Consider the following 21,193-nt stretch of genomic DNA (forward strand, 5'->3'; position numbering starts at 1 on the left):
AAAAATGTGATCTGGCTGGGGCTCGAACCCAGGACCCTCTCCTTAAAAGGGAGATGCTCTACCAACTGAGCTACCAGATCAAAATGTACATTCGGCTTTTCCAGAATGCGGGTGCAAATATAATATCAATAATTTACTTTTCAAGATTAAAATGACATAAATTTGCAAATGTTTTCAATTAACCTAGAAATTAGCGAAGTAGCGTATGAAGATTTTTTTAAATGGCTATATGGGAGCAGGAAAATCCCTCATAGGACATAAACTTTCGGCAGTTTTAAATTATAATTATGTCGACCTGGATGATCAGATAGAGCTTATAGAACAGACCAGTATCCAGAGTATTTTTAAAAAAAGAGGAGAGCTTTATTTTAGAAACCTGGAAAATAAAGTGTTGCGGGATATCCTGGAGAAAGAAGAAGATATGGTCGTGTCTTTAGGAGGTGGAACACCCTGCTACGGCAATAATCTTGATTGGATCCAGCAGACTGCCGGAACAAAAACGGTATATCTAAAGGCTACGGTAAAAACTCTTACAGATCGTTTGTTTCTGGAGAAGGTACACCGGCCTGTGATAAGTCACCTTCAGACAAAACCGGAATTGGAAGAGTTCCTGAGAAAACATTTATTTGAAAGGGCTTACTATTATAACCAGTCAAATATAATTGTAAATGTAGATAATCGGGATCCGGAACAAATTGCAAGGGATATCGTAGAAAAGTTATAAAAGTTCTACCCGGTCATTTCCTTTTTCAAATCTTAATTTTACAGTTTCATTCAGGGAGGTGGAAAGGGAAATACCTTTAAAATCTGCCTTTACAGGATACTTCTTGTGGTTCCGGTCTACAAGTACAGCTGTTTTAAACTGCTTTAGAGGGACATTAAGGAAATGCCGGACACCATAGATGAGGGTTGTTCCGGAATTTAGTACATCGTCCACCAGGATTACCGATTGATCTCTGTATTCTTCAGGTGTGAGGGAAGTAGTAATTTCAGCCAGGGGATTCTTTTTGTCAATTTTCACTTCGCAAAGCCGTGGTCTAATAGATGAGATTATTTCCAATTCGGCTTTTAAACGTTTTGCAAGTTCAAATCCGTTTTTGGCAATTCCCGCCAGAATAATATCATTTTCGTCGATGTTGTTCTCCAGGATTTGATAGGCAATTCTTTTAATCTTGTGTTTTATTTCTGCTTTGTTTAAAATAAGAACCTTGTCTTTCATTACTTCTGTTTTTTTCTAAATATAAAGAATAACTCGTTCCCCCGTCTTGGCGGAATAGAATTATAGCACTTTTCCAGTACTTCTACTTCAAAATAAGGATTAAAATACGTGAGATACTCCTTCTTGCTTCCACCAAACGGCGGGCCGTTTTCTGTTAATTCAAAGTTGAAGAAGAGACCTGAAATTTGACCATTTTCGGCTAAGAGATGAGCAGCCTTTTCAGCATAATTTTTTCTTTGGACTACGGGCAGCGCGCAAAAAAAAGTTTGTTCTAGGATGAGATCGAAGGTGCCCTCAAGCGTGAAGAAGTCGGTATGTAATAACTGATTTTCAGGGAAATCCGGTAATCTGTTTTTTAAATTATGAAGAGGCATTTCTGCAATATCTGCCACCCAAACATTTTTGAAACCGTTTTTATACAAATATTCAGCTTCATAAGAATTTCCAGCCCCGGGAATTAAGATTTTTAGCTCCCTGTCCCGAAGCTGATCTATATATTCTTTAAGAGGAGTTGAAACTTCACCTATATCCCAACCGGTATCATTTGATGAATACCTTTCACTCCAGTAGCTTTGATTAAGTTTCTTTTTCATCTTTTTTATCTTCAGGAGCAGTTTCGAACCAGTCGTCTATATCCCGGCGATCTTTCTTAGTTGGTCTGCCGGCTCCTTTTTTACGATAATAGTCCTGAGAATATTTCAGGAGATCTTTTTTTTCAAATTCCTCTTTTGGAGTAATATCGTGAAGATATAAATTTACAAGCTTTGCGCCTATCCGGCTGGGAGGAAGATCGAGAACTTCTACTTCGTAATTTACCTGGTTTTTCCTCACCTGGATTTTATCTGCGGGAAAGACTTCTTTAGAAGGCTTAACATTGGCCCCATTCATCTTCACCTTTCCCTGCTTACATGCATTGGTAGCAATGCTTCTGGTTTTGAAATACCGGACGCACCATAAATATTTATCAACTCTCATAAATCAGCTTTAAATGTCATCTTATTCCTTAAGCAAAAATACAAGAATATTGTATCTTGCGCCCTAAAATTATAGACGATGCGGTTAAAGAAGTTATTTCTTATTTGTGCAACAATGAGTATTGGATTTATCTCCTGTAACAAAGATGATGATGATGAGACGCCTACATTTGAAGAAAGGGATAGGGGAGAGCAGGCAATAGAAGATGATGAAAGATTAGTGGAGTTCCTGTCTACACATTTTTATAATTATGAAGAGTTTCAGAATCCTTCTGAAGGTTTTGATTACGAAATTGAATTTGACACTATCTCGGGAGAGAATTCTGAAAAAACATCCCTGCTTGAATCTGAAGATTTAATGGTAAAATCTGTGACCCGCGATGATGTTGAGTACAATTTATATATTCTGAAAGTACGGGAAGGAGAGGGAGACCGTCCAACTATGGCAGATTCTACTCTTGTTGCGTATACTGGACAGTTGATGAACCAAACTGTCTTTAACGACAATATGGTGTCGCCGGTGTGGTTTGATTTACCGGGATACATTATTTTGGATGCTAATGGGAGGCCTGGACGTGCGGGAGGAGTTCTCCCCGGCTTTTCTGAAAGTCTTGTGGAGTTTAAATCTTCTACAGGGTATGATGTGAGTCCAGATAATACAATCGAGTGGGAAAATGACTACGGAATAGGAGCTGTTTTTGTGCCTTCAGGTCTTGCTTATTTCTCTTCTCCTCCTTCCGGATCTGGGATACCTGGTTATGCTCCGCTTATCTTTAAAATAAACCTCTATCGAACTGCAGAAGCAGATCACGATAAAGATGGAGTCCCTTCCTGGATGGAAGACCTGGATAACGATGGAAATCTTTTTAATGATAATACTGACGGTGATAATTTCCCTAATCATTCTGACGCAGATGATGACGGAGATGGTACTCCTACTCGCAATGAAATTGTAATTCAGGAAGATGGTACTTTAGAACTTACAGATACGAACAACGACGGAACTCCAGATTACCTGGATCCGGATTTCTTTAAGTAATTCTAATTCTAGAAAAGAAAATAAACAAAAAAGAGCCCTATTTCGGGCTCTTTTTTTTAGGATGTTATGTGGGATTAATAATTTTTAGAAGGCATAGGAAGCGCTAAGAATCCATTGTGAAGCGCGGGAATCGATGGTGAAATTATTTTCTGTAGCCATTTCTCCAAAAGTATTATTTTCCTGAAAAGCTCCTTCGTAGCGCACGTCAATTCCAAGGCGACCCAGCTCCAATCCGGCTCCTAATTGATAACCAACACTAATTTCATTCTCAACATCGCCAATCTGAAGGCTGGTATTTTCAAGTTCATTGCTCAATACATATTGAAAAGAAGGACCAGCCTTGATGTTTAACGGTCCCAGAACATTTATTCCCGCCAGAACCGGAAGATCTATTTTGTCTAATTTATAATCGAAGTCACTATACTCAGTATTTAACCTTGTATATAAAAGTTCCGGCTGAATGAAAATGCCCAGGATTTCGAATTTGCTAAAGAGGCCCACGTGGAAACCTCTTCGGTTCTCTCCGTCTTCAGAGAAATTTGAAGAGAGGTCATCTGCTGCATCCTGAGGTCCGTTGTATTCTCCGGTAGCTCCGTAATTTAAACCTCCTTTAATCCCAAAAGACGCTTCTTGTGCCATAAGTGTGGATCCGCAAATAAAAATGGCGAGTAACATTAGTTTTTTCATAATAATATTTTTAGGTTGTGATAAGATAACGAAGAAATACTCGGTTTTATTTTTAAAGAAAAAGCCTTTCAATTTTTTTGAAAGGCTTTTTCTTAATAATTATTATCAAAAAGATTTATTTTCTTTTGATGACTTTCTCTGTAGCTTTAATGATTGCTTCAGCATTCAGGCCGTACTTGTCCATTAATTGCTCTGGTGTACCACTCTCACCAAAAGTGTCTTGTGTGGCCACAAATTCCTGGGGAGCCGGATGATTTTCAGATAATGTTCTTGCGACACTTTCACCTAATCCACCAAGGAAGTTGTGCTCTTCAGCAGTAACTACACATCCTGTCTTCTTTACAGACTTAAGTATAGCTTCAGCATCAAGAGGCTTAATAGTATGTATGTTTATAACCTCAGCACTAATTCCTTTTTCTGCAAGTTGTTCTGCAGCCTGTACAGCTTCCCATACCAAATGTCCTGTAGCGATAATAGTAACATCGCTACCTTCATATAGTTGAACTGCTTTTCCAATCTCGAATTTTTGATCTTCCGGAGTGAAATTTGCCACTTTTGGACGTCCGAATCTTAGGTAAACAGGTCCCTTATGTTCTGCTACTGCAATTGTAGCTGCTTTGGTCTGATTGTAATCGCAGGTGCAAATTACAGTCATACCAGGTAACATCTTCATAAGACCGATATCCTCAAGGATCTGGTGTGTTGCACCATCTTCTCCAAGTGTAACTCCGGAATGTGAAGCACAAATTTTCACATTTTTATCTGAATAAGCCACACTCTGGCGAATCTGGTCGTAAACTCTACCCGTAGCAAAGTTTGCAAAAGTTCCGGCAAAAGGTATTTTACCTCCTATTGTAAGTCCTGCAGACATCCCAATCATATTGGCTTCGGCAATCCCTACCTGGAAGAAGCGCTCCGGATTTTCATCTATAAAATCCTGCATTTTTAAAGATCCTACCAAGTCGGCACATAGGGCAACTACGTTAGGATTGCTGCGTCCAAGTTCTGTAAGTCCGTCTCCAAAACCTGAGCGTGTATCTTTTTTTCCTGTATCTGTATATTTCTTCATTTTTAGCTTTTTGTCATTTCCTTATAAGGAAATCTTTGGTTTAATAATCTCCCAGGGTTGCAGGGTTTTGAGAAAGTGCTTTTTCCAGCTGCTCATCATTAGGAGCTTTTCCGTGCCATGCGTGAGTGTGCATCATAAAATCGACACCATGCCCCATTACGGTGGTCATAAGGATACAAACTGGCTTTCCTTTTCCTGTCCGTTGTTTAGCTTCTTTTAAGCCATCAATAACCTGTTTAAGATCATTTCCATTTTCTATTTCCAAAACATCCCATCCAAAAGCTTCAAACTTGGCTTTAAGATTTCCCATTGGTAACACTGTTTCGGTACTACCGTCTATCTGTTGTCCATTTAAATCTACGGTAGAAATAATATTGTCCACTTTATTTCCTGCAGCGTACATAATGGCTTCCCAGTTCTGACCTTCCTGTAGTTCGCCATCTCCATGGAGGGTGTAAACTAGGTGCTTATCCCCGTTTAATTTTTTAGCCTGTGCAGCACCAAGTGCTACAGACATTCCCTGTCCCAGTGAGCCTGAGGCAATACGTATCCCCGGCAACCCCTCGTGTGTAGTTGGATGTCCCTGCAGTCTTGAATCGATAAGCCTGAAGGTATCAAGTTCTTCAACCGGAAAATACCCGCTCCTGGCAAGTACACTGTAGAATACAGGAGAGATATGACCGTTGGAAAGAAAGAATAAATCTTCATTTTTTCCATCCATATCAAAATCTGTATTGTGCTCCATTATTTCCTGATAAAGTGCTGTAAAGAATTCAGTACAGCCTAAAGAGCCCCCGGGATGTCCCGAATTCACCTTATGAACCTGCCTTAAAATATCCCTGCGCACTTGTGTAGCAAAATCTTCTAATTTCTTAAAGTCTGACATTATGGTTGTTGTTGTTATGATATTGAAACAAAAATAGGTTATTATATCCCTTTTTCAAAGTTTAATTGAAGGAGTTATAACCTTAAGTGTTAAAAGCACACATAAATTATCAATTGTCACAATTCTTTCTTTCCAACAAATGTTGAGTATCTTTGCGGCACTTAAATGTATATATGGATTTTGAATTATTATCTGTCGATCCCGGCAGTAATGCCCGAGCTGGTACTATTACAACAGATCATGGTAAAATTGAAACACCTATTTTTATGCCCGTTGGCACCGTTGCTTCTGTTAAAGGAGTGCACCAAAGGGAATTGAAAGAAGATATTAATCCTGACATTATTCTTGGGAATACCTACCATCTCTATTTAAGACCTCAGACTGAAGTGCTTAGAAAAGCCGGAGGTCTTCATAAATTTATGAATTGGGACCGAAATATTCTTACGGACAGTGGAGGGTACCAGGTATATTCGCTTTCTGCACGTAGAAAAATTAAGGAAGATGGTGTAAAATTCAAATCTCATATAGATGGCTCTTACCATACCTTTACCCCGGAAAATGTGATGGAAATCCAGCGTGTAATTGGTGCCGATATTATAATGGCTTTCGATGAGTGTACCCCTTATCCCTGTGATTATAAATATGCCAAGCGTTCTATGCATATGACGCATCGGTGGCTGGACAGATGTATCACCCATTTTGAAAAAACTCCGCCACTGTATGGTTTTAATCAAACGCTTTTTCCAATAGTTCAGGGAAGTACTTATAAAGACCTTAGAAAACAATCTGCAGAATACATTGCATCTGTAGGAGCTGAAGGTAACGCTATTGGAGGGCTTTCTGTTGGAGAACCAGCAGAAGAAATGTATGCAATGACAGAAGTTGTAACAGATATCCTTCCAAAAGAAAAACCAAGATATTTAATGGGTGTAGGTACCCCGATAAACATTCTTGAAAATATCGCGCTGGGTGTGGATATGTTTGATTGTGTAATGCCGACCCGAAACGCAAGGAACGGAATGCTTTTTACGGCTCATGGAACTATAAATATTAAGAATAAGAAGTGGCAGGAAGATTTCTCTCCTATTGATGATACGGCCATGACCTATGTTGATACCGAATATTCAAAAGCCTATTTACGCCATTTGTTTACCGTAAACGAAATGCTTGGCAAGCAAATTGCTACCATACATAACCTGGGCTTCTACCTGTGGTTGGTGCGGGAAGCCAGGAAACATATTATTGCCGGAGATTTTGCCACCTGGAAGAATCAAATGGTGAAGCAAATGGATAAACGCTTATAAGTTGAAAATATTAGACTGGTACATACTGAAGAGATATCTGGGCACTTTTATTCTGATGCTCTTGCTTTTTATTCCTATTGGAATTACAGTAAACCTGGCTGAAAAAATCGATAAGATACTTGAAAATGAGGTGCCCTTCATTGAGGTGGCAAAGTATTATCTGGATTTTACAATTTATTTTGCCAATCTTCTTTTTCCGCTTTTCCTGTTTTTATCGGTAATCTGGTTTACTTCTAAACTCGCAAATAATACAGAAATTATTGCTTTTTTAAGTAGTGGTGTTTCCTTCTGGAGGTTCTTGCGTCCATATCTTATTGGAGCTTCCATAGTATGTGTCGGTGCGCTGGTATTAGGGATGTATCTTGCGCCAAGAGCAAGTAAAGGTTTTAACGAATTTAAGTATGAATACCTCAAAAGGGGAGCCCAGGTTCAGGAAACACGGGATGTTTACCGGCAGATCAATGATGATGAATACATTTACGCAAGTAATTTTCAACCAAAAACAAAGACTGCAAGAAACTTTACGCTAGAACATTTTAATGGTAATAAACTGGAATTCAAAATAAGTGCTTCTTATCTGGAATTTAATGAAGCAGATTCAACTTATAGCCTTACTAACTTCGATAAAAGGATTGTAGGGGAAAATGGAGATGAGATTATCCACGAGAGAAAAGTCGATACTATTCTTCCATTTGAATTTGGTGAACTTACTCCGGAATCCTATATCGCAGAGACTCTAAATTATACTGAATTAAACGATTTTATTGAGACAGAACGTCGTCGTGGTGCCGGTAACATTAACAGGTATCTTGTTGTTGCTTATAAAAGATGGAGTCTTCCGGTGTCAGCTTTTATCCTTACTGTGATTGCGGTTGCAGTTTCCTCTAAAAAAAGGAGGGGAGGAATGGGCGTAAATCTTGCGGTAGGGATAACCCTGGCTTTTATTTTCATCTTTTTCGATAAAGTTTTTGGTACAATGGCAGAGCAATCTACCTTTTCACCACTACTTGCAGTGTGGTTTCCGAATATAGTTTTTGGGGTTTTGGCTATTTACCTACTTTTTACGTCTAAGAGATAAGGGCGTATCGTACACTTGAAATTTAAACGGAAACTATAGAAATCTTCCTTTTAAAGTTTGTTATATTTGTGGGCTAATTAAAAAACACCATAATTCTTATGGAATATTTGGATTTTGAATTACCCATTAAAGAGTTAGAAGAACAATACGCGAAGGCCTGTAATATAGGAGAGGAGAGTAATGTTGATGTAACTGCTACCTGTAAACAAATTGAGAAGAAGCTCAGGGAAACCAGAAAAGACATATATAAGAATTTAACTGCATGGCAACGTGTCCAGTTATCACGACATCCAAGCCGGCCGTATACGTTAGATTATATAAAAGCCATTTGCGGTGATACTTTTCTTGAACTTCATGGGGATCGTAGTGTAAAGGACGATAAAGCAATGATTGGGGGCTTTGGAAAAATTGATGATCAGAGCTACATGTTTATTGGTCAGCAAAAAGGATATAATACCAAAACAAGGCAGTATCGTAATTTTGGAATGGCAAATCCGGAAGGTTATCGTAAGGCGCTTCGCCTTATGAAATCTGCTGAAAAATTTGGTATTCCTGTTGTATGTTTAGTAGATACACCGGGTGCTTATCCGGGGCTTGAAGCCGAAGAAAGAGGACAGGGAGAAGCGATAGCAAGAAATATCCTGGAGATGACGCGTTTAAAAGTTCCTATTATCGTTGTAATAATTGGAGAAGGAGCTAGCGGTGGGGCTTTAGGTATAGGAGTAGGAGATAAGGTTATGATGTTGGAAAACACATGGTACTCTGTAATCTCTCCGGAATCCTGTTCGTCCATTCTCTGGAGGAGCTGGGAATACAAAGAAGTTGCGGCAGAAGCTTTAAAACTTACTGCTAAAGACATGAAGAAACAGAAACTTATCGATGAAATAGTGAAAGAACCAATTGGTGGCGCACATAGTGACCGGGAGGAAATTTTTGCAACTGTAAAAAAATCCATATCGGACTCTTATGATGAGTTTAAAAACTTATCACCAGCAGATTTGGTTGAAAAAAGAATGGACAAGTATTTAGCGATGGGTGTTTTTAAAGGCTAATACATTCTATACCGCATCACGAATTTAATCCGGAGCTAAAGTTTCGGATTTTTTTGTCCTTTTCAACAAAATAATTAAGTTTTCAACAGGGCAATTGTTTATTACCGGTTAATTAAGTTGACCGTTAATTCTTAAGGTTGTCTTAACATTTTTTTTACTTTCGTTATATGGAAAATATCACTGCGCCGCAAAGTTTTGGTTACAAACAAAGTAATGTCGTTAATTTAGAAAAAGGAAAATTACCTCCTCAAGCTGTTGATTTAGAAGAAGTTGTGCTTGGGGCGATGATGATTGATAAAAAGGGAGTAGATGAAATTATCGACATCTTAACCGCAGAGGCCTTCTACAAAAGCTCTCATAAGCTCATATTTGAGGCTATACATAAGCTGTTTGAAAATACAGAGGCGATTGACTTATTAACCGTTTCTAACCAACTTAAGAAAGACGGCAATTTTGACAAGGCTGGAGGCGATTATTATCTCATTCAGTTGACTCAAAGAGTATCATCTTCAGCGCATATTGAATTTCACGCGCGTATTATTCTTCAGAAATATATACAGCGAAGCCTGATAAAAATTTCAAACGAAATTATTGAAGATTCTTACGACGAATCTACAGATGTTTTCGATTTGCTGGACCAGGCTGAAGCTAAATTATACGAAGTCACACAGGGTAACATAAAAAAATCTACAGAAACTGCGCAAAGTTTGGTGATCCAGGCGAAGAACAGGATTCAGGAGATTTCCAACAAAGAAGGACTTAGTGGTGTTCCTTCAGGATTCGAAAGATTGGACAGGTTAACTTCCGGTTGGCAGCCCAGTGATTTAATTATCGTGGCAGCACGTCCTGGTATGGGTAAAACCGCGCTGACTTTATCGATGGCGAGAAATATTGCAGTGGGACAAAATATGCCCGTTGCTTTCTTCTCCCTGGAGATGTCTTCAGTACAGCTTATCACCCGTTTAATTTCTTCTGAAACAGGTTTATCTTCAGAAAAATTAAGAACCGGAAACCTGGAAAAACACGAGTGGGAGCAGCTAAACGTAAAAGTGAAGGATCTTGAAAAAGCACCTCTATTTATAGATGACACCCCCTCTTTGTCAATTTTCGACCTCAGGGCCAAAGCGAGACGTCTCGCTTCACAACACGGTATTAAACTAATTGTTGTGGATTACCTGCAGTTAATGACGGCTGGAGGAAGCCAGAAAGGAGGAAACAGGGAACAGGAAATTTCTACAATTTCCCGTAACCTTAAGGCGCTGGCTAAGGAACTAAGTGTTCCGGTTATCGCACTTTCGCAGTTGTCCCGTGCCGTGGAAACTCGTGGAGGCAGTAAAAGGCCGCTTCTTTCTGACCTTAGGGAATCTGGAGCGATCGAGCAGGATGCAGATATCGTTTCCTTTATTTACCGTCCCGAATACTATAAAATTGACGAGTGGGATGATGAAGAACGTACTCCTACAGATGGCCAGGCAGAATTTATTGTAGCGAAACACCGTAATGGCGGACTTGAGAATATCAGGTTGAAATTTATTGGACATCTTGGTAAATTTGATAACTTGGAGGAGTTTGATTCTCCATTTGAATTTCATTCGAAAATGAACAGTGGAGGGGAAGACGAAAATGATTTTGGTAGTAAAAATTTACCCAGTCCAACGGCAGACGAAGCTTTTGGCAGCTCCATGAATGATGACTTTAATGATGACGATAGCGACGTGCCTTTTTAACAGAAAAATAGAAACAGCAGAGAATACTTCCGCCGGAATTCCTTTTAAACTGAAGGGATTTCTGGCGGTTTTTTTATGGCTGATAATTGCCAATTTTCAGGGTTGGTCTTCCAATATTCTTATTCCGATGGATGCCGATGGGCAGGCAGATCACCTGAAAGCATATGGAATCACCTACTATTCCCTCGAAAAACAACTGGAAGTTCGCTGGCTTCTGAATTACAGGGGAGGTTCCTTCCTTATTTCAGATACCGAAGACCTGCGAAGGGAATGCCAGATACGCGGAGTCTCTTTTGAAGTAATCAGCGACCAAAAAACAGAGCAAATCCTGGAAGAAATTAGCAGTCCGTCGCGGAATATGGAAACCGTAGAGTTGGAAAAAGCTCCGAAGATCGCAGTTTATACTCCGGAAGGCAACAAGCCCTGGGACGACGCGGTAACTATGGCGCTGGAATATGCTGAAATTCCTTACGAGACCATCTACGACCGGGAAGTTCTAAATGATGCGCTGATTTTATACGACTGGCTGCATTTGCACCACGAAGATTTTACGGGGCAGTATGGCAAATTTTACCGCGCTTTTAAAACCACGCCCTGGTATATAAAAGATAAAGAGGAAGCCGAAGCTTTGGCTGCAGAGCTGGGTTATGATAAAGTTTCTGAAGAAAAACTGGCAGTAGCACTTAAAATTAGGGATTACGTAGTGGGCGGCGGCTTCATGTTCGCGATGTGCAGCGCGACAGACAGTTTTGATATTGCATTGTCTGCAGAAGGTGTGGATATCGCAGAACCAATGTTCGATGGTGACCCCAGTGAACCGGGTTACCAGTCCAAAATCGATTATTCCAATACCTTCGCTTTTACAGATTTTATTCTTGAACGCAGCCCGATGGTTTATGAATTTTCCTCTATAGACATGACCCAAAAAAGGCAAATATCGGCCGAAAGTGATTATTTTACCCTTATGGATTTCTCTGCAAAATGGGATGTGGTTCCAACGATGCTCACTCAAAATCACACCCGCCTGGTTAAAGGTTTTATGGGACAGACCACTGCTTATAATCCTGAAAATGTTAAAGCCAATGTACTGGTAATGGGAGAAAGCAAACTCAACGGCGAAGCGCGCTATATCCACGGAATAAAAGGCAAAGGATTTTTCACATTCTATGGCGGTCACGACCCCGAAGATTATACGCACAGGGTCGGCGATCCCAAAACCGAACTGGAATTGCACCCAACCTCGCCCGGTTACCGACTTATTCTGAACAATGTACTTTTTCCGGCAGCCAGGAAGAAGAAACAGAAAACCTGATCTTATGAAGATTGACGCGCATCAGCATTTTTGGCATTATGATCCTGAAAAGTATTCCTGGATTAGTAATAAAAAGATTCAGAAGGATTTTTTACCGGAAGATTTAAAGCCACTGCTCAAAAATGCCAAATTTGAGGGTACTATCCTGGTGCAGGCGCATCAATCTGAAGAAGAAACGGAGTTTTTACTGAGTCTGGCAGCTGAAAAATGACATTATTAAAGGAATTATAGGTTGGGTCGACCTTGATTCCGATAAAATTGACCATTCTTTGGCCCGTTTTTCTGAAAATAAGATGTTTAAGGGCGTAAGACATACGGTTTATGATGAAAAAGGAGGATTTATGACTGATCCTGCTTTTCAAAGAGGGGTGTCAAAATTGGCAAATTTCGGCCTTATATATGAAGTCCTGGTTTTTCCTTATCAGTTACCCGGAGCAATAGCTTTAGCTGAAAAATTCCCTGAACAGAAATTTGTGTTAGACCATTTGGCAAAGCCCGATGTCTCAAAACCACCTTCAGAGCAATGGAAACAGGATATTCAGCAATTGGCGGAAAACGAGAACGTGTTTTGCAAAGTTTCAGGATTACTCAGTGAAGCCGGAAAGAATTGGAACCCTCCAGATTTCATACCTTTCCTGGATGTGATAGTTAAATCTTTCGGAATGGAAAGATTGATGTTTGGATCTGACTGGCCGGTTTCATTAAGCGGTGGAAGTTATGAAGAGAGCTTAAAGATCGTAGAAGATTATTTTTCAGCCTATTCAGAAGAAGATCTGAAAAAGGTCATGGGCGGTACAGCATGTGAATTTTATAATATTGTTTAAATGGTCCTGCTGACTCTATATCTTTAGAATGCTGGTAGCCTTTGGTGATTAAAACTAACATATGTCTGAATTAACTATTAAACTCATTATTATATTAATTCCAGGAGCAATTGCGACATTAATTTTTGGTAAGTTAATATTGCATAAAGAGTGGAGTAGTTTTCGTTTTGTACTTTATTCAATTATTTTTGGAATTTTATCCTACTTATTCTTGCAATTAATTATAAATGGGTTGAATCTCTTTTCCTGTATTGAATTATCCGATTTAACAATATGGAAGAACTTAAATAATGCATCATTAATTCCTTATCAAGAGGTAGGTTTTGCGACAACCATATCAATTATTGTTGCCTTTTTTTCTTCAATGATTGAGAATAGAAAAATTATAAACAGAGTGGCAGGTTTTTTCGGAATTTCAGCAAAATATGGTGATGAAAATCTTTACTCAATGTTTCTAAATTCTAAAAATGTACAATTTGTATATTTAAGAGATATAAAAAATCAACTGACTTATCACGGATGGGTAAAATCTTTTTCGGAAAATGAAACCGTTTCTGAAATACGACTTGCAGATGTGGCCGTTTATAATTATTCGGATTCGAAATTTCTTTATGAAGTTGGTGAAGTATATTTATCTTTAAACAAACAGGAAATAATAATAGAAATAGCAAAATTAGAAGAAAATGGACAAGAAACATCCCAATAAGAGTAACGGACAAAAAGGTGAATCTAAAAATAGCTCGAATAAGCCAAAACCAACAATATCAAGGGTGGAAACAAAACCACCACCATCGCCGAAAAAGGATAAATAAATGTGGAGAACACTAAAACCATTGCTTAAATCCGTCTTGAGTTGATGCTCTGTTCTCGCTTTCAACACCTGATGGTCCTGCGGACAATCAAACTCACCAGCTCCCACTGTTTTTTACGAGACGTAGGCAGCAACTGTAAGAAGATTATATGAAAGAAACAAAGCTCGAATCCTTAGATCACCTACATCAAATACTTGAAAAATTTAGAAAAAGTAGCTTCTATAAGTTTCGTGGTCAAAGTGATAAAGATTGGTCTTTAACTCCAAAAGCTGGTAGACAAGGGTTTAATCAAGTATCTGATCAAGACATTTTTTATCATTGGAAAAGAAGAGCAATCTCATATTTGAACAATACAAACTACAATGAATGGGAATTACTTTCAATTGCTCAACATACCGGTTTGCCGACAAGATTATTAGATTGGACACATACTCCTTTAGTAGCTTTCTTTTTTGCTGCTTCAGAAAATCCAGAAAAAGATGGAGCAGTTTTTATTTATCTGACAAATTATTTTGTTAAACATAAAGAAAAAGAACCATTTGATTTGAGCACAAAAATTTCAATGTATCAACCAACAACTTCATCTACGCGATTGGCTAATCAATATGGGTATTTTACAGTTCATAAAGATCCAGAAGAACCAATGACTGAAAAAAACTCTAAAGGAACTTTAGAAAAAATAATAATTCCTGCAGGTTTAAAGTCCGATTTAATTCATCTTTTAAATCAATATGGGGTCAACTACTTAAGTCTTTTTCCAGATTTAGAAGGTTTATCAAAACATTTGAGTTGGTTCTCGGAAAATTATAAATTTTGGTCTACAAATTTTAACGAAGAAGAAATTGAATCGTAGACAGCAGCTGCTACCAAACTCCGCGCCACTTGTAGTTCCACGAGCCGTTAAGCATGCTAATTCCTATATTAGCACTACAACCGAAAGAATAAATTAAAATAAATAGACATGGAAGTTTTTCAGAAAGAAATAAAATTATCTGCAAAAGGAAGAGGATTTCATTTGGTTACAGAAGAGATCTTGTCAGGATTTCCGGAGATTTCCAATATTGAAAGCGGGATGTTCCAGGCTTTTATCAAACATACTTCCGCGGGTTTGACTATAAACGAAAATGCAGATCCTACGGTGCGAGATGATTTCGAAAGCCATATCAACAAAATGGTTCCCGAAAATCAGCCGTACTACAGGCATACGTTGGAAGGATCTGATGATATGCCGGCTCATATTAAAGCTTCGTTGATGGGAACTTCAGTTCAGATTCCAATAACCAATGGGAAACTGAATTTAGGAACCTGGCAAGGGATTTATTTATGCGAGCATAGAAACCACGGTGGGACGAGAAAACTTGTCTTGACCGCCTTTGGTGTAGGTCGTAACCGGTAAATTAATACAGTAAAAAATAATGACTGTAGTCTTACTGGATATTTCTCTGCCACTGGAGAATCCGGTGCTAAAATTCCTGATCATTCTTCTCATTATTTTGTTCACGCCACTCGTGCTGAACAAAATAAAGATTCCAAACCTTCTGGGTCTTATCCTGGCGGGAGCAGTTATTGGCCCTAACGGACTAAACCTGATGGAGCGGGATAGCGGAATTATTCTTTCGGGAACTGCAGGGCTGCTCTATATTATGTTCCTCGCCGGTCTGGAAATAGATCTCGCCGACTTTAAGAAGAATACTAAAAAAAGTCTCGTATTTGGGATGTTCACCTTTAGTATTCCTATGATAATGGGCATTTTTACCGGTCTTTATATTTTCCAGTTTTCGGTATTAACTTCAGTACTTCTAGCCAGTATGTTTGCATCACATACTTTGATTGCTTATCCGCTCGTAAGTAAACTGGGCGTGGCCAGGAACCGCGCTGTAAATATCACTGTAGGAGGAACAATGATTACCGATATTCTTGCCCTCCTGGTGCTCGCGGTAATTGTTGGGATGACCAAAGGAGAAGTGAACACTGCATTTTGGTTGAAACTAACTGCTTCAGTTCTCACTTTTGGTGCTATTGTAATGTTTGTCTTTCCGATTATAGCACGTTGGTTTTTCAAAAAATATGATGATAATGTTACGCAATATATCTTCGTCCTGGCACTGGTTTTTCTCGGAGCAATTTTGGCTGAAATTGCAGGAATTGAAGCGATCATTGGTGCATTTTTATCCGGATTAGCCTTAAACCGACTCATTCCCCGCACTTCACCATTGATGAACAGGGTGGAATTTGTGGGGAATGCGATTTTTATTCCATTCTTCCTTATCGGAATCGGGATGCTTATAGATTTCAGGGTGTTCTTCCAGGGATGGGAGGCGATTTGGATAGCCGCCGTTATGACCATTGTCGCAACATTGGCAAAATTCCTGGCGGCGTGGCTTACACAGAAAACCTATAGATTCTCTGTAGATGAACGCCGGCTGATTTTCGGACTCAGCAATGCGCAGGCAGCTGCAACGCTGGCAGCCGTAATCATTGGCTATAATATTATTTTAGGTGAATCAGAAACCGGGGAGCCTGTACGACTGTTAAATGAAAATGTTCTTAACGGAACGATTCTCATGATCCTGGTGACTTGTACAGTGGCATCTTTTGTAGCACAAAAAGGAGCCCGTAATTTAGCTTTGTCACAAGTCGGAATGTCAACAGGAGCAACAGCAGGGGAGAGGGGTAATTCCGAAAAAATTCTTATTCCGGTTAGTAATACCGAGACCCTGGATGAACTCATCCATCTTGGGCTATCGATAAAATCTATAAAGAAGAGCGGGGGACTTTATGCTCTCACGATTATCGATAATAATTCTTTAAATCCCGAAGCTGAAAAAAAGGCGAGAGAAGTTTTGCATCGTGCGGCGGTTACAGCATCGGCAACAGATAATCACCTGCAGGAGCTTCTTCGGTATGATTTTAATGTTGTGAATGGAATTACTGGTGCTGTAAGGGAGAATGGAATAACCGATCTTATTATAGGTCTTCATGTGAAGCAGGGAATCTCCGATTCTTTTCTTGGCGAACTTACCGAAGGGATTTTAGCAAGATCCAACACTACAACTCTAATCTATAAGCCTGCACAGCCATTAGCGACGATAAAGAAACACTTCGTCATTATTCCGCCAAAAGCAGAAAAGGAGATAGGATTTCCGTTCTGGATAAACAAGATCTGGAACCTTTCTGAAAATTCTGGTGCGGAACTGGTTTTTCATGCAACTACAGAAACTATAAAGCTGATTAAAAATATTCAGGTTTCACATGCTGTGGAATGCTCTTTTCGGGAGTTTAATGATTGGTCCCGATTTGAAGATATATCCAAAGGCGTTGGAAAGGACGATAACTTAATAATTGTGCTAAGCCGAAGAAACAAGATTTCATATCAGCAGAAAATGGTAGAAACTTCTTCTTATCTTAACAACCAGTTTAAAAATAACAGTTTTATCCTTATCTACCCGATGCAGGAGGTTTAGGAAAGCAGTAGTTAGCAGGAAATTTATATTTAGTGAATCTTACTTTCCGTATTCACTAGTAAGAAATAAAAAATCCGGCTCTTTACAGAACCGGATTTTAAATATAAGAGAGTATAATCTGTTATTTAATTACTTTACTTTGTCAACGATTGCTTTAAACGCTTCCGGGTGGTTCATTGCCAAATCGGCTAAAACCTTACGGTTTAGATCGATTCCACTGACGTTGACTTTTCCCATGAATTGTGAATAAGACAATCCGTGCTGACGGGCAGCAGCGTTAATACGCATAATCCATAATGAACGGAAGTTACGCTTCTTGGTTTTACGGTCTCTGTATGCATAAAGCATTGCTTTATCTACCGCATTTTTTGCTACTGTCCAAACGTTCTTACGACGTCCGAAGTAACCTTTTGCTTGCTTAAGAACCTTTTTTCTTCTGGCTCTCTTCGCAACTGAATTTACTGATCTTGGCATATTTTATTTGTTTTTGTAGCAGGCGGCCGGTAACCGGCACTTTTAACTTAAACTTCAAACTGTCACACTGAGCCCAGTCGAAGTGTTGCCCAACTCCAGGGTTTATAAATTGTTTAAACCGTTAAGAGCTTCAGCTTACTTTAAACGTAGTTGAAGTTTAACATTATCCTTATCTGCATCATGTACCAAAGTACTGTGAGTAAGGGCAAGCTTACGTTTTTTAGACTTTTTCGTTAGAATGTGGCTTTTAAACGCGTGCTTTCTTTTGATTTTACCGGTACCTGTAAGCTTAAAACGCTTCTTGGCACTGGATTTTGTTTTCATCTTAGGCATGCTGTCCTTCTTTTATAATTAAACTCTCTTAATCTTAATATCCCACGGTTTTACCATGGCTTACCCTCCTATCTCTTCAAAAAAAGCGGAACTTCAAAATAAAAGAAGTTCCGAATAATTTAAGAAATGCAAGGATTTATTTTGTCTTTCTTGGAGACAGAAACATAGTCATACGTTTACCCTCCAGCTTCGGCATTTGTTCAACTTTACCAAGCTCTTCAAGGTCTGTGGCCAATCGCAATAACAGGATTTCACCTTTATCTTTAAAAACAATAGACCGACCTTTAAAAAATACAAAAGCCTTTAATTTCGCACCATCCTTCAGGAATTTTTCAGCATTGCGCTTTTTAAATTCGTAATCATGATCATCGGTGTTTGGCCCGAATCGAATTTCTTTGACTATAACTTTAGTGGCCTTTGCTTTCATGACCTTTTCTCGTTTCTTCTGTTCATAAAGAAACTTCTTGTAGTCCATCGCTTTTACAACCGGCGGTTCAGCATTTGGAGATATCTCTACCAAATCCACACCTAACTCTTCAGCGATTGCTAAGGCTTCCTTAATAGGGTAAACGTCCATTTCCACATTATCACCAACAAGCCTCACTTTTTCAGCGCGGATTTTATCGTTGATTCTGTGTTCGTCTTCTTTCCTCCTTGTACTGGGCCTTTTCGATTTTTTTCTTCGTATTGCTATGGCTAATCTATTTTTAGTTAAACTTCAAACGCCTTAAGCGTTTTTCTTATTTCATTATTTACAATTTCAGCAAAAGCTTCTACCGGCATTGTACCAATGTCGCCTTCCCCGTGTTTACGTACAGAAACCGTACCATCATTCGCCTCTTGTTCTCCAACGATAAGCATATATGGATATTTTCCCATTTCAGCCTCACGAATCTTCTTGCCGATGGTTTCATTTCGGTTATCCTTACGGGCGCGAATTTCGTTATTTTCCAGCAAAGTTAAAACTTTTTGGGAGTATTTTTCATATTTCTCACTGAGGGAGAGAATAATAGCCTGCTCCGGCATTAACCATAGTGGGAAGTTCCCGCCGGTATGTTCCAGGAGAATCGCAACAAATCGTTCCATACTTCCAAATGGCGCTCTGTGGATCATGACAGGGCGATGACTTTCGTTGTCACTTCCCTTATATGTCAGGTCAAAACGTTCCGGCAGGTTATAATCCACCTGAATTGTGCCAAGTTGCCAGTTTCTGCCAAGCGCATCTTTAACCATAAAGTCTAGCTTAGGACCGTAAAATGCAGCTTCACCTGTTTCTACCACATAATTTAAGCCTTTTTCCTTTGCTGCAGAGATAATAGCATTTTCAGCTTTATCCCAAACATCATCACTTCCAATGTACTTTTCCTTGTTTTCGGGATCCCTTAAAGAAACCTGTGCGGTGAAGTTTTCAAAACCTAAAGAATCGAATACATATAAGGTAAGGTCTATTACTTTTTTAAATTCATCATCCAGTTGATCCGGAGTACAGAAAATATGTGCATCATCCTGTGTAAATCCTCGCACACGGGTTAGTCCGTGCAATTCCCCGCTTTGTTCATAACGGTAAACCGTTCCAAATTCAGCAAAACGCTTCGGTAAATCCCGGTAACTCCAGGAAGTTGCATTGTAAATTTCACAGTGGTGAGGGCAGTTCATCGGTTTCAGCAAAAATTCTTCTCCTTCGTTCGGAGTTTTTATCGGCTGGAAACTATCTTCTCCATATTTCGCGTAATGCCCTGAAGTTACATATAGTTCTTTTTGACCAATATGCGGACTCACAACCATCTCATATCCCGCGGTTTTCTGTGCTTTCTTCAGGAAATTTTCCAGGCGTTCACGTAAAGCAGCACCTTTTGGCAACCATAAAGGAAGGCCCTGTCCTACTTTTTGCGAAAAAGTGAAAAGCTCCAGCTCCCGTCCTAATTTACGGTGATCCCGCTTTTTAGCTTCTTCCAGAAGTTCCAGATACTCCTTTAACTCCTTTTGTTTTGGGAAAGAAGTACCGTAAACCCTGGTGAGCTGAGGTTTCTTTTCATCGCCACGCCAGTATGCACCGGCAACACTCATCAGTTTTACCGCTTTAATAATTCCGGTATTCGGAATATGTCCGCCGCGGCATAAATCTGTAAAAGTATCATGATCACAAAATGTAATCGTTCCGTCTTCAAGATTTTCAATCAATTCAACTTTAAACGGATTATCCTGTTTCTTATAATAATCAAGTGCATCAGCCTTGGAAACCTCCCGAAGCTTAAAATCATGCTTTCCGCGGGCAATTTCCAGCATTTTGGTTTCTATTTTTCCAAAGTCATTTTCCGAAAGTGTATGCTCCCCAAAATCCACATCATAATAAAATCCGTTGTCGATAGCCGGCCCGATCGTAAGTTTAGAACCAGGGTACAACTCCTCGATAGCCTGCGCCATCACGTGAGAAGTGGAGTGCCAGAAAGCCTTTTTCCCCTCATCGTCGTTCCATGTATATAAGGTAAGCGCGCCGTCGGTAGTCAAAGGCGTAGAAGCCTCTACTATTTTGTCATTGAATTTTGCCGAAATCACATTTCTGGCCAATCCCGCACTAATACTGTTCGCGACATCCATTGGAGTAGCGCCTTTTTCAAATTCCTTAATGCTGCCGTCGGGCAAAGATACCTTAATCATGTCGTGTTTTTCAATTAGAAGAGCAAAGATAAGCCGTTGAAGTTGGTTGCGCAATACACTATAAGGAGAAAAATGAAGGAATTGGGCGTTTCCGCTCCCAGGAAAGGTCGCGGTCGGGCTATCCGCTGTATCTTATAGCGGTTTTGGAGTAGGGGGAGAAGTAAGGTATATATAAGGATGTCGATAATTGCCAAATTAGGACATGGATTATTTTCCGCTATAAGGATGCCGCTGCTATCCCTAACGCAAAAAGGGTGGTGAGTGAGTAGTGAAAAGTGAAA

The 21,193-nt window shown here is 39.4% G+C and carries 24 protein-coding genes and 1 tRNA gene; 13 read left to right on the plus strand and 12 right to left on the minus strand.

Going from position 1 to position 21,193, the window contains the following annotated elements:
* Positions 1 to 7 precede the first annotated feature (7 nt).
* Positions 8 to 80, minus strand: a tRNA-Lys gene (locus tag RM541_RS12250).
* Between the two features lie 125 nt (positions 81 to 205).
* On the opposite strand from RM541_RS12250, the gene RM541_RS12255 reads away from it, so the two are divergent.
* Positions 206 to 724: a shikimate kinase gene (locus tag RM541_RS12255; RefSeq protein ID WP_311500431.1), complete on the plus strand. Its 519-nt coding sequence runs from the start codon at positions 206 to 208 to the stop codon at positions 722 to 724.
* Here the strand turns inward: RM541_RS12255 and RM541_RS12260 are convergent.
* The 3 genes from RM541_RS12260 to RM541_RS12270 are packed head-to-tail and all read right to left on the minus strand — an operon-like array spanning position 719 to position 2,194.
* Positions 719 to 1,219 (minus strand): phosphoribosyltransferase family protein, encoded by a 501-nt coding sequence (locus RM541_RS12260; RefSeq protein ID WP_311500432.1) that lies wholly within the window; start codon positions 1,217 to 1,219, stop codon positions 719 to 721. The two genes, RM541_RS12255 and RM541_RS12260, sit on opposite strands and share 6 nt — an antisense overlap.
* Complete coding sequence (locus RM541_RS12265) at positions 1,219 to 1,812, minus strand: class I SAM-dependent methyltransferase (RefSeq protein ID WP_311500433.1); 594 nt, start codon at positions 1,810 to 1,812, stop codon at positions 1,219 to 1,221. Before RM541_RS12265 ends, RM541_RS12260 begins: the two co-directional genes overlap by 1 nt.
* Positions 1,796 to 2,194, minus strand: a complete 399-nt coding sequence (locus RM541_RS12270) for an RNA-binding S4 domain-containing protein (RefSeq protein WP_311500434.1) — start codon at positions 2,192 to 2,194, stop codon at positions 1,796 to 1,798. Before RM541_RS12270 ends, RM541_RS12265 begins: the two co-directional genes overlap by 17 nt.
* A gap of 78 nt (positions 2,195 to 2,272) precedes the next feature.
* Between RM541_RS12270 and RM541_RS12275 the strand changes: the two genes are divergently transcribed.
* The gene (locus tag RM541_RS12275; protein WP_311500435.1) at positions 2,273 to 3,232 is read left to right on the plus strand and encodes an FKBP-type peptidyl-prolyl cis-trans isomerase; all 960 of its coding nucleotides are present in this window, start codon (positions 2,273 to 2,275) and stop codon (positions 3,230 to 3,232) included.
* Between the two features lie 84 nt (positions 3,233 to 3,316).
* Here RM541_RS12275 and RM541_RS12280 read toward each other — a convergent pair whose 3' ends face one another.
* From RM541_RS12280 to RM541_RS12290, 3 genes are all read right to left on the minus strand, one after another.
* Positions 3,317 to 3,919, minus strand: coding sequence for an outer membrane beta-barrel protein (locus RM541_RS12280; RefSeq protein WP_311500436.1), 603 nt, complete (start codon positions 3,917 to 3,919; stop codon positions 3,317 to 3,319).
* Positions 3,920 to 4,034: 115 nt separating this feature from the next.
* A complete protein-coding gene (locus tag RM541_RS12285) occupies positions 4,035 to 4,988 on the minus strand; it encodes a transketolase family protein (protein ID WP_311500437.1) in 954 nt (317 codons plus the stop codon).
* A gap of 40 nt (positions 4,989 to 5,028) precedes the next feature.
* A complete protein-coding gene (locus RM541_RS12290; RefSeq protein ID WP_311500438.1) occupies positions 5,029 to 5,874 on the minus strand; it encodes a transketolase in 846 nt (281 codons plus the stop codon).
* A 173-nt stretch (positions 5,875 to 6,047) separates the two neighbouring features.
* Between RM541_RS12290 and tgt the strand changes: the two genes are divergently transcribed.
* The 11 genes from tgt to RM541_RS12345 all read left to right on the plus strand — a co-directional run bounded on the left by tgt (position 6,048) and on the right by RM541_RS12345 (position 17,447).
* Complete coding sequence (gene tgt / locus RM541_RS12295; RefSeq protein WP_311500439.1) at positions 6,048 to 7,178, plus strand: tRNA guanosine(34) transglycosylase Tgt; 1,131 nt, start codon at positions 6,048 to 6,050, stop codon at positions 7,176 to 7,178.
* Position 7,179: 1 nt separating this feature from the next.
* Entirely contained in the window at positions 7,180 to 8,256 is a 1,077-nt protein-coding gene (locus tag RM541_RS12300) for an LptF/LptG family permease (RefSeq protein ID WP_311500440.1), read from the plus strand.
* Between the two features lie 98 nt (positions 8,257 to 8,354).
* Entirely contained in the window at positions 8,355 to 9,308 is a 954-nt protein-coding gene (locus RM541_RS12305) for an acetyl-CoA carboxylase carboxyltransferase subunit alpha (protein ID WP_311500441.1), read from the plus strand.
* Between the two features lie 167 nt (positions 9,309 to 9,475).
* Positions 9,476 to 11,035 carry a replicative DNA helicase gene (dnaB, locus tag RM541_RS12310; RefSeq protein ID WP_311500442.1) on the plus strand — a complete coding sequence of 520 codons (1,560 nt, stop codon included), beginning with the start codon at positions 9,476 to 9,478 and terminating at the stop codon, positions 11,033 to 11,035.
* 127 nt (positions 11,036 to 11,162) lie between these two features.
* The gene (locus tag RM541_RS12315; protein ID WP_311500454.1) at positions 11,163 to 12,347 is read left to right on the plus strand and encodes an asparagine synthetase B; all 1,185 of its coding nucleotides are present in this window, start codon (positions 11,163 to 11,165) and stop codon (positions 12,345 to 12,347) included.
* Positions 12,348 to 12,351: 4 nt separating this feature from the next.
* On the plus strand, positions 12,352 to 12,558 hold the full coding sequence (locus tag RM541_RS12320) for an amidohydrolase family protein (protein WP_311500443.1): 207 nt from the start codon (positions 12,352 to 12,354) through the stop codon (positions 12,556 to 12,558).
* A gap of 46 nt (positions 12,559 to 12,604) precedes the next feature.
* Positions 12,605 to 13,171 carry an amidohydrolase family protein gene (locus RM541_RS12325; RefSeq protein WP_311500455.1) on the plus strand — a complete coding sequence of 189 codons (567 nt, stop codon included), beginning with the start codon at positions 12,605 to 12,607 and terminating at the stop codon, positions 13,169 to 13,171.
* A 61-nt stretch (positions 13,172 to 13,232) separates the two neighbouring features.
* Positions 13,233 to 13,877, plus strand: a complete 645-nt coding sequence (locus RM541_RS12330) for a hypothetical protein (protein WP_311500444.1) — start codon at positions 13,233 to 13,235, stop codon at positions 13,875 to 13,877.
* A gap of 254 nt (positions 13,878 to 14,131) precedes the next feature.
* A complete protein-coding gene (locus RM541_RS12335; protein WP_311500445.1) occupies positions 14,132 to 14,836 on the plus strand; it encodes an FRG domain-containing protein in 705 nt (234 codons plus the stop codon).
* A gap of 108 nt (positions 14,837 to 14,944) precedes the next feature.
* On the plus strand, positions 14,945 to 15,379 hold the full coding sequence (locus tag RM541_RS12340) for a secondary thiamine-phosphate synthase enzyme YjbQ (RefSeq protein ID WP_311500446.1): 435 nt from the start codon (positions 14,945 to 14,947) through the stop codon (positions 15,377 to 15,379).
* A gap of 19 nt (positions 15,380 to 15,398) precedes the next feature.
* Positions 15,399 to 17,447 carry a cation:proton antiporter gene (locus tag RM541_RS12345; protein WP_311500447.1) on the plus strand — a complete coding sequence of 683 codons (2,049 nt, stop codon included), beginning with the start codon at positions 15,399 to 15,401 and terminating at the stop codon, positions 17,445 to 17,447.
* Positions 17,448 to 17,576: 129 nt separating this feature from the next.
* Here RM541_RS12345 and rplT read toward each other — a convergent pair whose 3' ends face one another.
* The 5 genes from rplT to RM541_RS12370 form a co-directional block, all read right to left on the minus strand.
* Positions 17,577 to 17,921: a 50S ribosomal protein L20 gene (gene rplT, locus RM541_RS12350; protein WP_311500448.1), complete on the minus strand. Its 345-nt coding sequence runs from the start codon at positions 17,919 to 17,921 to the stop codon at positions 17,577 to 17,579.
* A gap of 135 nt (positions 17,922 to 18,056) precedes the next feature.
* Positions 18,057 to 18,254: a 50S ribosomal protein L35 gene (gene rpmI, locus RM541_RS12355; RefSeq protein ID WP_011708523.1), complete on the minus strand. Its 198-nt coding sequence runs from the start codon at positions 18,252 to 18,254 to the stop codon at positions 18,057 to 18,059.
* A 136-nt stretch (positions 18,255 to 18,390) separates the two neighbouring features.
* Positions 18,391 to 18,942: a translation initiation factor IF-3 gene (gene infC / locus RM541_RS12360; protein ID WP_311500456.1), complete on the minus strand. Its 552-nt coding sequence runs from the start codon at positions 18,940 to 18,942 to the stop codon at positions 18,391 to 18,393.
* Positions 18,943 to 18,965: 23 nt separating this feature from the next.
* Entirely contained in the window at positions 18,966 to 20,912 is a 1,947-nt protein-coding gene (thrS, locus tag RM541_RS12365) for a threonine--tRNA ligase (RefSeq protein ID WP_311500449.1), read from the minus strand.
* A gap of 14 nt (positions 20,913 to 20,926) precedes the next feature.
* Positions 20,927 to 21,193 (minus strand): hypothetical protein (locus tag RM541_RS12370; RefSeq protein ID WP_311500450.1); only part of this gene is annotated, 267 nt, incomplete at its 5' end.

This window comes from Autumnicola psychrophila (genome assembly GCF_031846645.1).
GTDB lineage: Bacteria > Bacteroidota > Bacteroidia > Flavobacteriales > Flavobacteriaceae > Autumnicola > Autumnicola psychrophila.

Bases quoted from the DNA above. Each gene is read 5' to 3' on its own strand.
- RM541_RS12255 (WP_311500431.1), top strand. From the start codon at position 206: ATGAAGATTTTTTTAAATGGCTATATGGGAGCAGGAAAATCCCTCATA.
- RM541_RS12260 (WP_311500432.1), bottom strand. From the start codon at position 1,219: ATGAAAGACAAGGTTCTTATTTTAAACAAAGCAGAAATAAAACACAAG.
- RM541_RS12265 (WP_311500433.1), bottom strand. From the start codon at position 1,812: ATGAAAAAGAAACTTAATCAAAGCTACTGGAGTGAAAGGTATTCATCA.
- RM541_RS12270 (WP_311500434.1), bottom strand. From the start codon at position 2,194: ATGAGAGTTGATAAATATTTATGGTGCGTCCGGTATTTCAAAACCAGA.
- RM541_RS12275 (WP_311500435.1), top strand. From the start codon at position 2,273: ATGCGGTTAAAGAAGTTATTTCTTATTTGTGCAACAATGAGTATTGGA.
- RM541_RS12280 (WP_311500436.1), bottom strand. From the start codon at position 3,919: ATGAAAAAACTAATGTTACTCGCCATTTTTATTTGCGGATCCACACTT.
- RM541_RS12285 (WP_311500437.1), bottom strand. From the start codon at position 4,988: ATGAAGAAATATACAGATACAGGAAAAAAAGATACACGCTCAGGTTTT.
- RM541_RS12290 (WP_311500438.1), bottom strand. From the start codon at position 5,874: ATGTCAGACTTTAAGAAATTAGAAGATTTTGCTACACAAGTGCGCAGG.
- tgt (WP_311500439.1), top strand. From the start codon at position 6,048: ATGGATTTTGAATTATTATCTGTCGATCCCGGCAGTAATGCCCGAGCT.
- RM541_RS12305 (WP_311500441.1), top strand. From the start codon at position 8,355: ATGGAATATTTGGATTTTGAATTACCCATTAAAGAGTTAGAAGAACAA.
- dnaB (WP_311500442.1), top strand. From the start codon at position 9,476: ATGGAAAATATCACTGCGCCGCAAAGTTTTGGTTACAAACAAAGTAAT.
- RM541_RS12315 (WP_311500454.1), top strand. From the start codon at position 11,163: ATGGATGCCGATGGGCAGGCAGATCACCTGAAAGCATATGGAATCACC.
- RM541_RS12320 (WP_311500443.1), top strand. From the start codon at position 12,352: ATGAAGATTGACGCGCATCAGCATTTTTGGCATTATGATCCTGAAAAG.
- RM541_RS12330 (WP_311500444.1), top strand. From the start codon at position 13,233: ATGTCTGAATTAACTATTAAACTCATTATTATATTAATTCCAGGAGCA.
- RM541_RS12335 (WP_311500445.1), top strand. From the start codon at position 14,132: ATGAAAGAAACAAAGCTCGAATCCTTAGATCACCTACATCAAATACTT.
- RM541_RS12340 (WP_311500446.1), top strand. From the start codon at position 14,945: ATGGAAGTTTTTCAGAAAGAAATAAAATTATCTGCAAAAGGAAGAGGA.
- RM541_RS12345 (WP_311500447.1), top strand. From the start codon at position 15,399: ATGACTGTAGTCTTACTGGATATTTCTCTGCCACTGGAGAATCCGGTG.
- rplT (WP_311500448.1), bottom strand. From the start codon at position 17,921: ATGCCAAGATCAGTAAATTCAGTTGCGAAGAGAGCCAGAAGAAAAAAG.
- rpmI (WP_011708523.1), bottom strand. From the start codon at position 18,254: ATGCCTAAGATGAAAACAAAATCCAGTGCCAAGAAGCGTTTTAAGCTT.
- thrS (WP_311500449.1), bottom strand. From the start codon at position 20,912: ATGATTAAGGTATCTTTGCCCGACGGCAGCATTAAGGAATTTGAAAAA.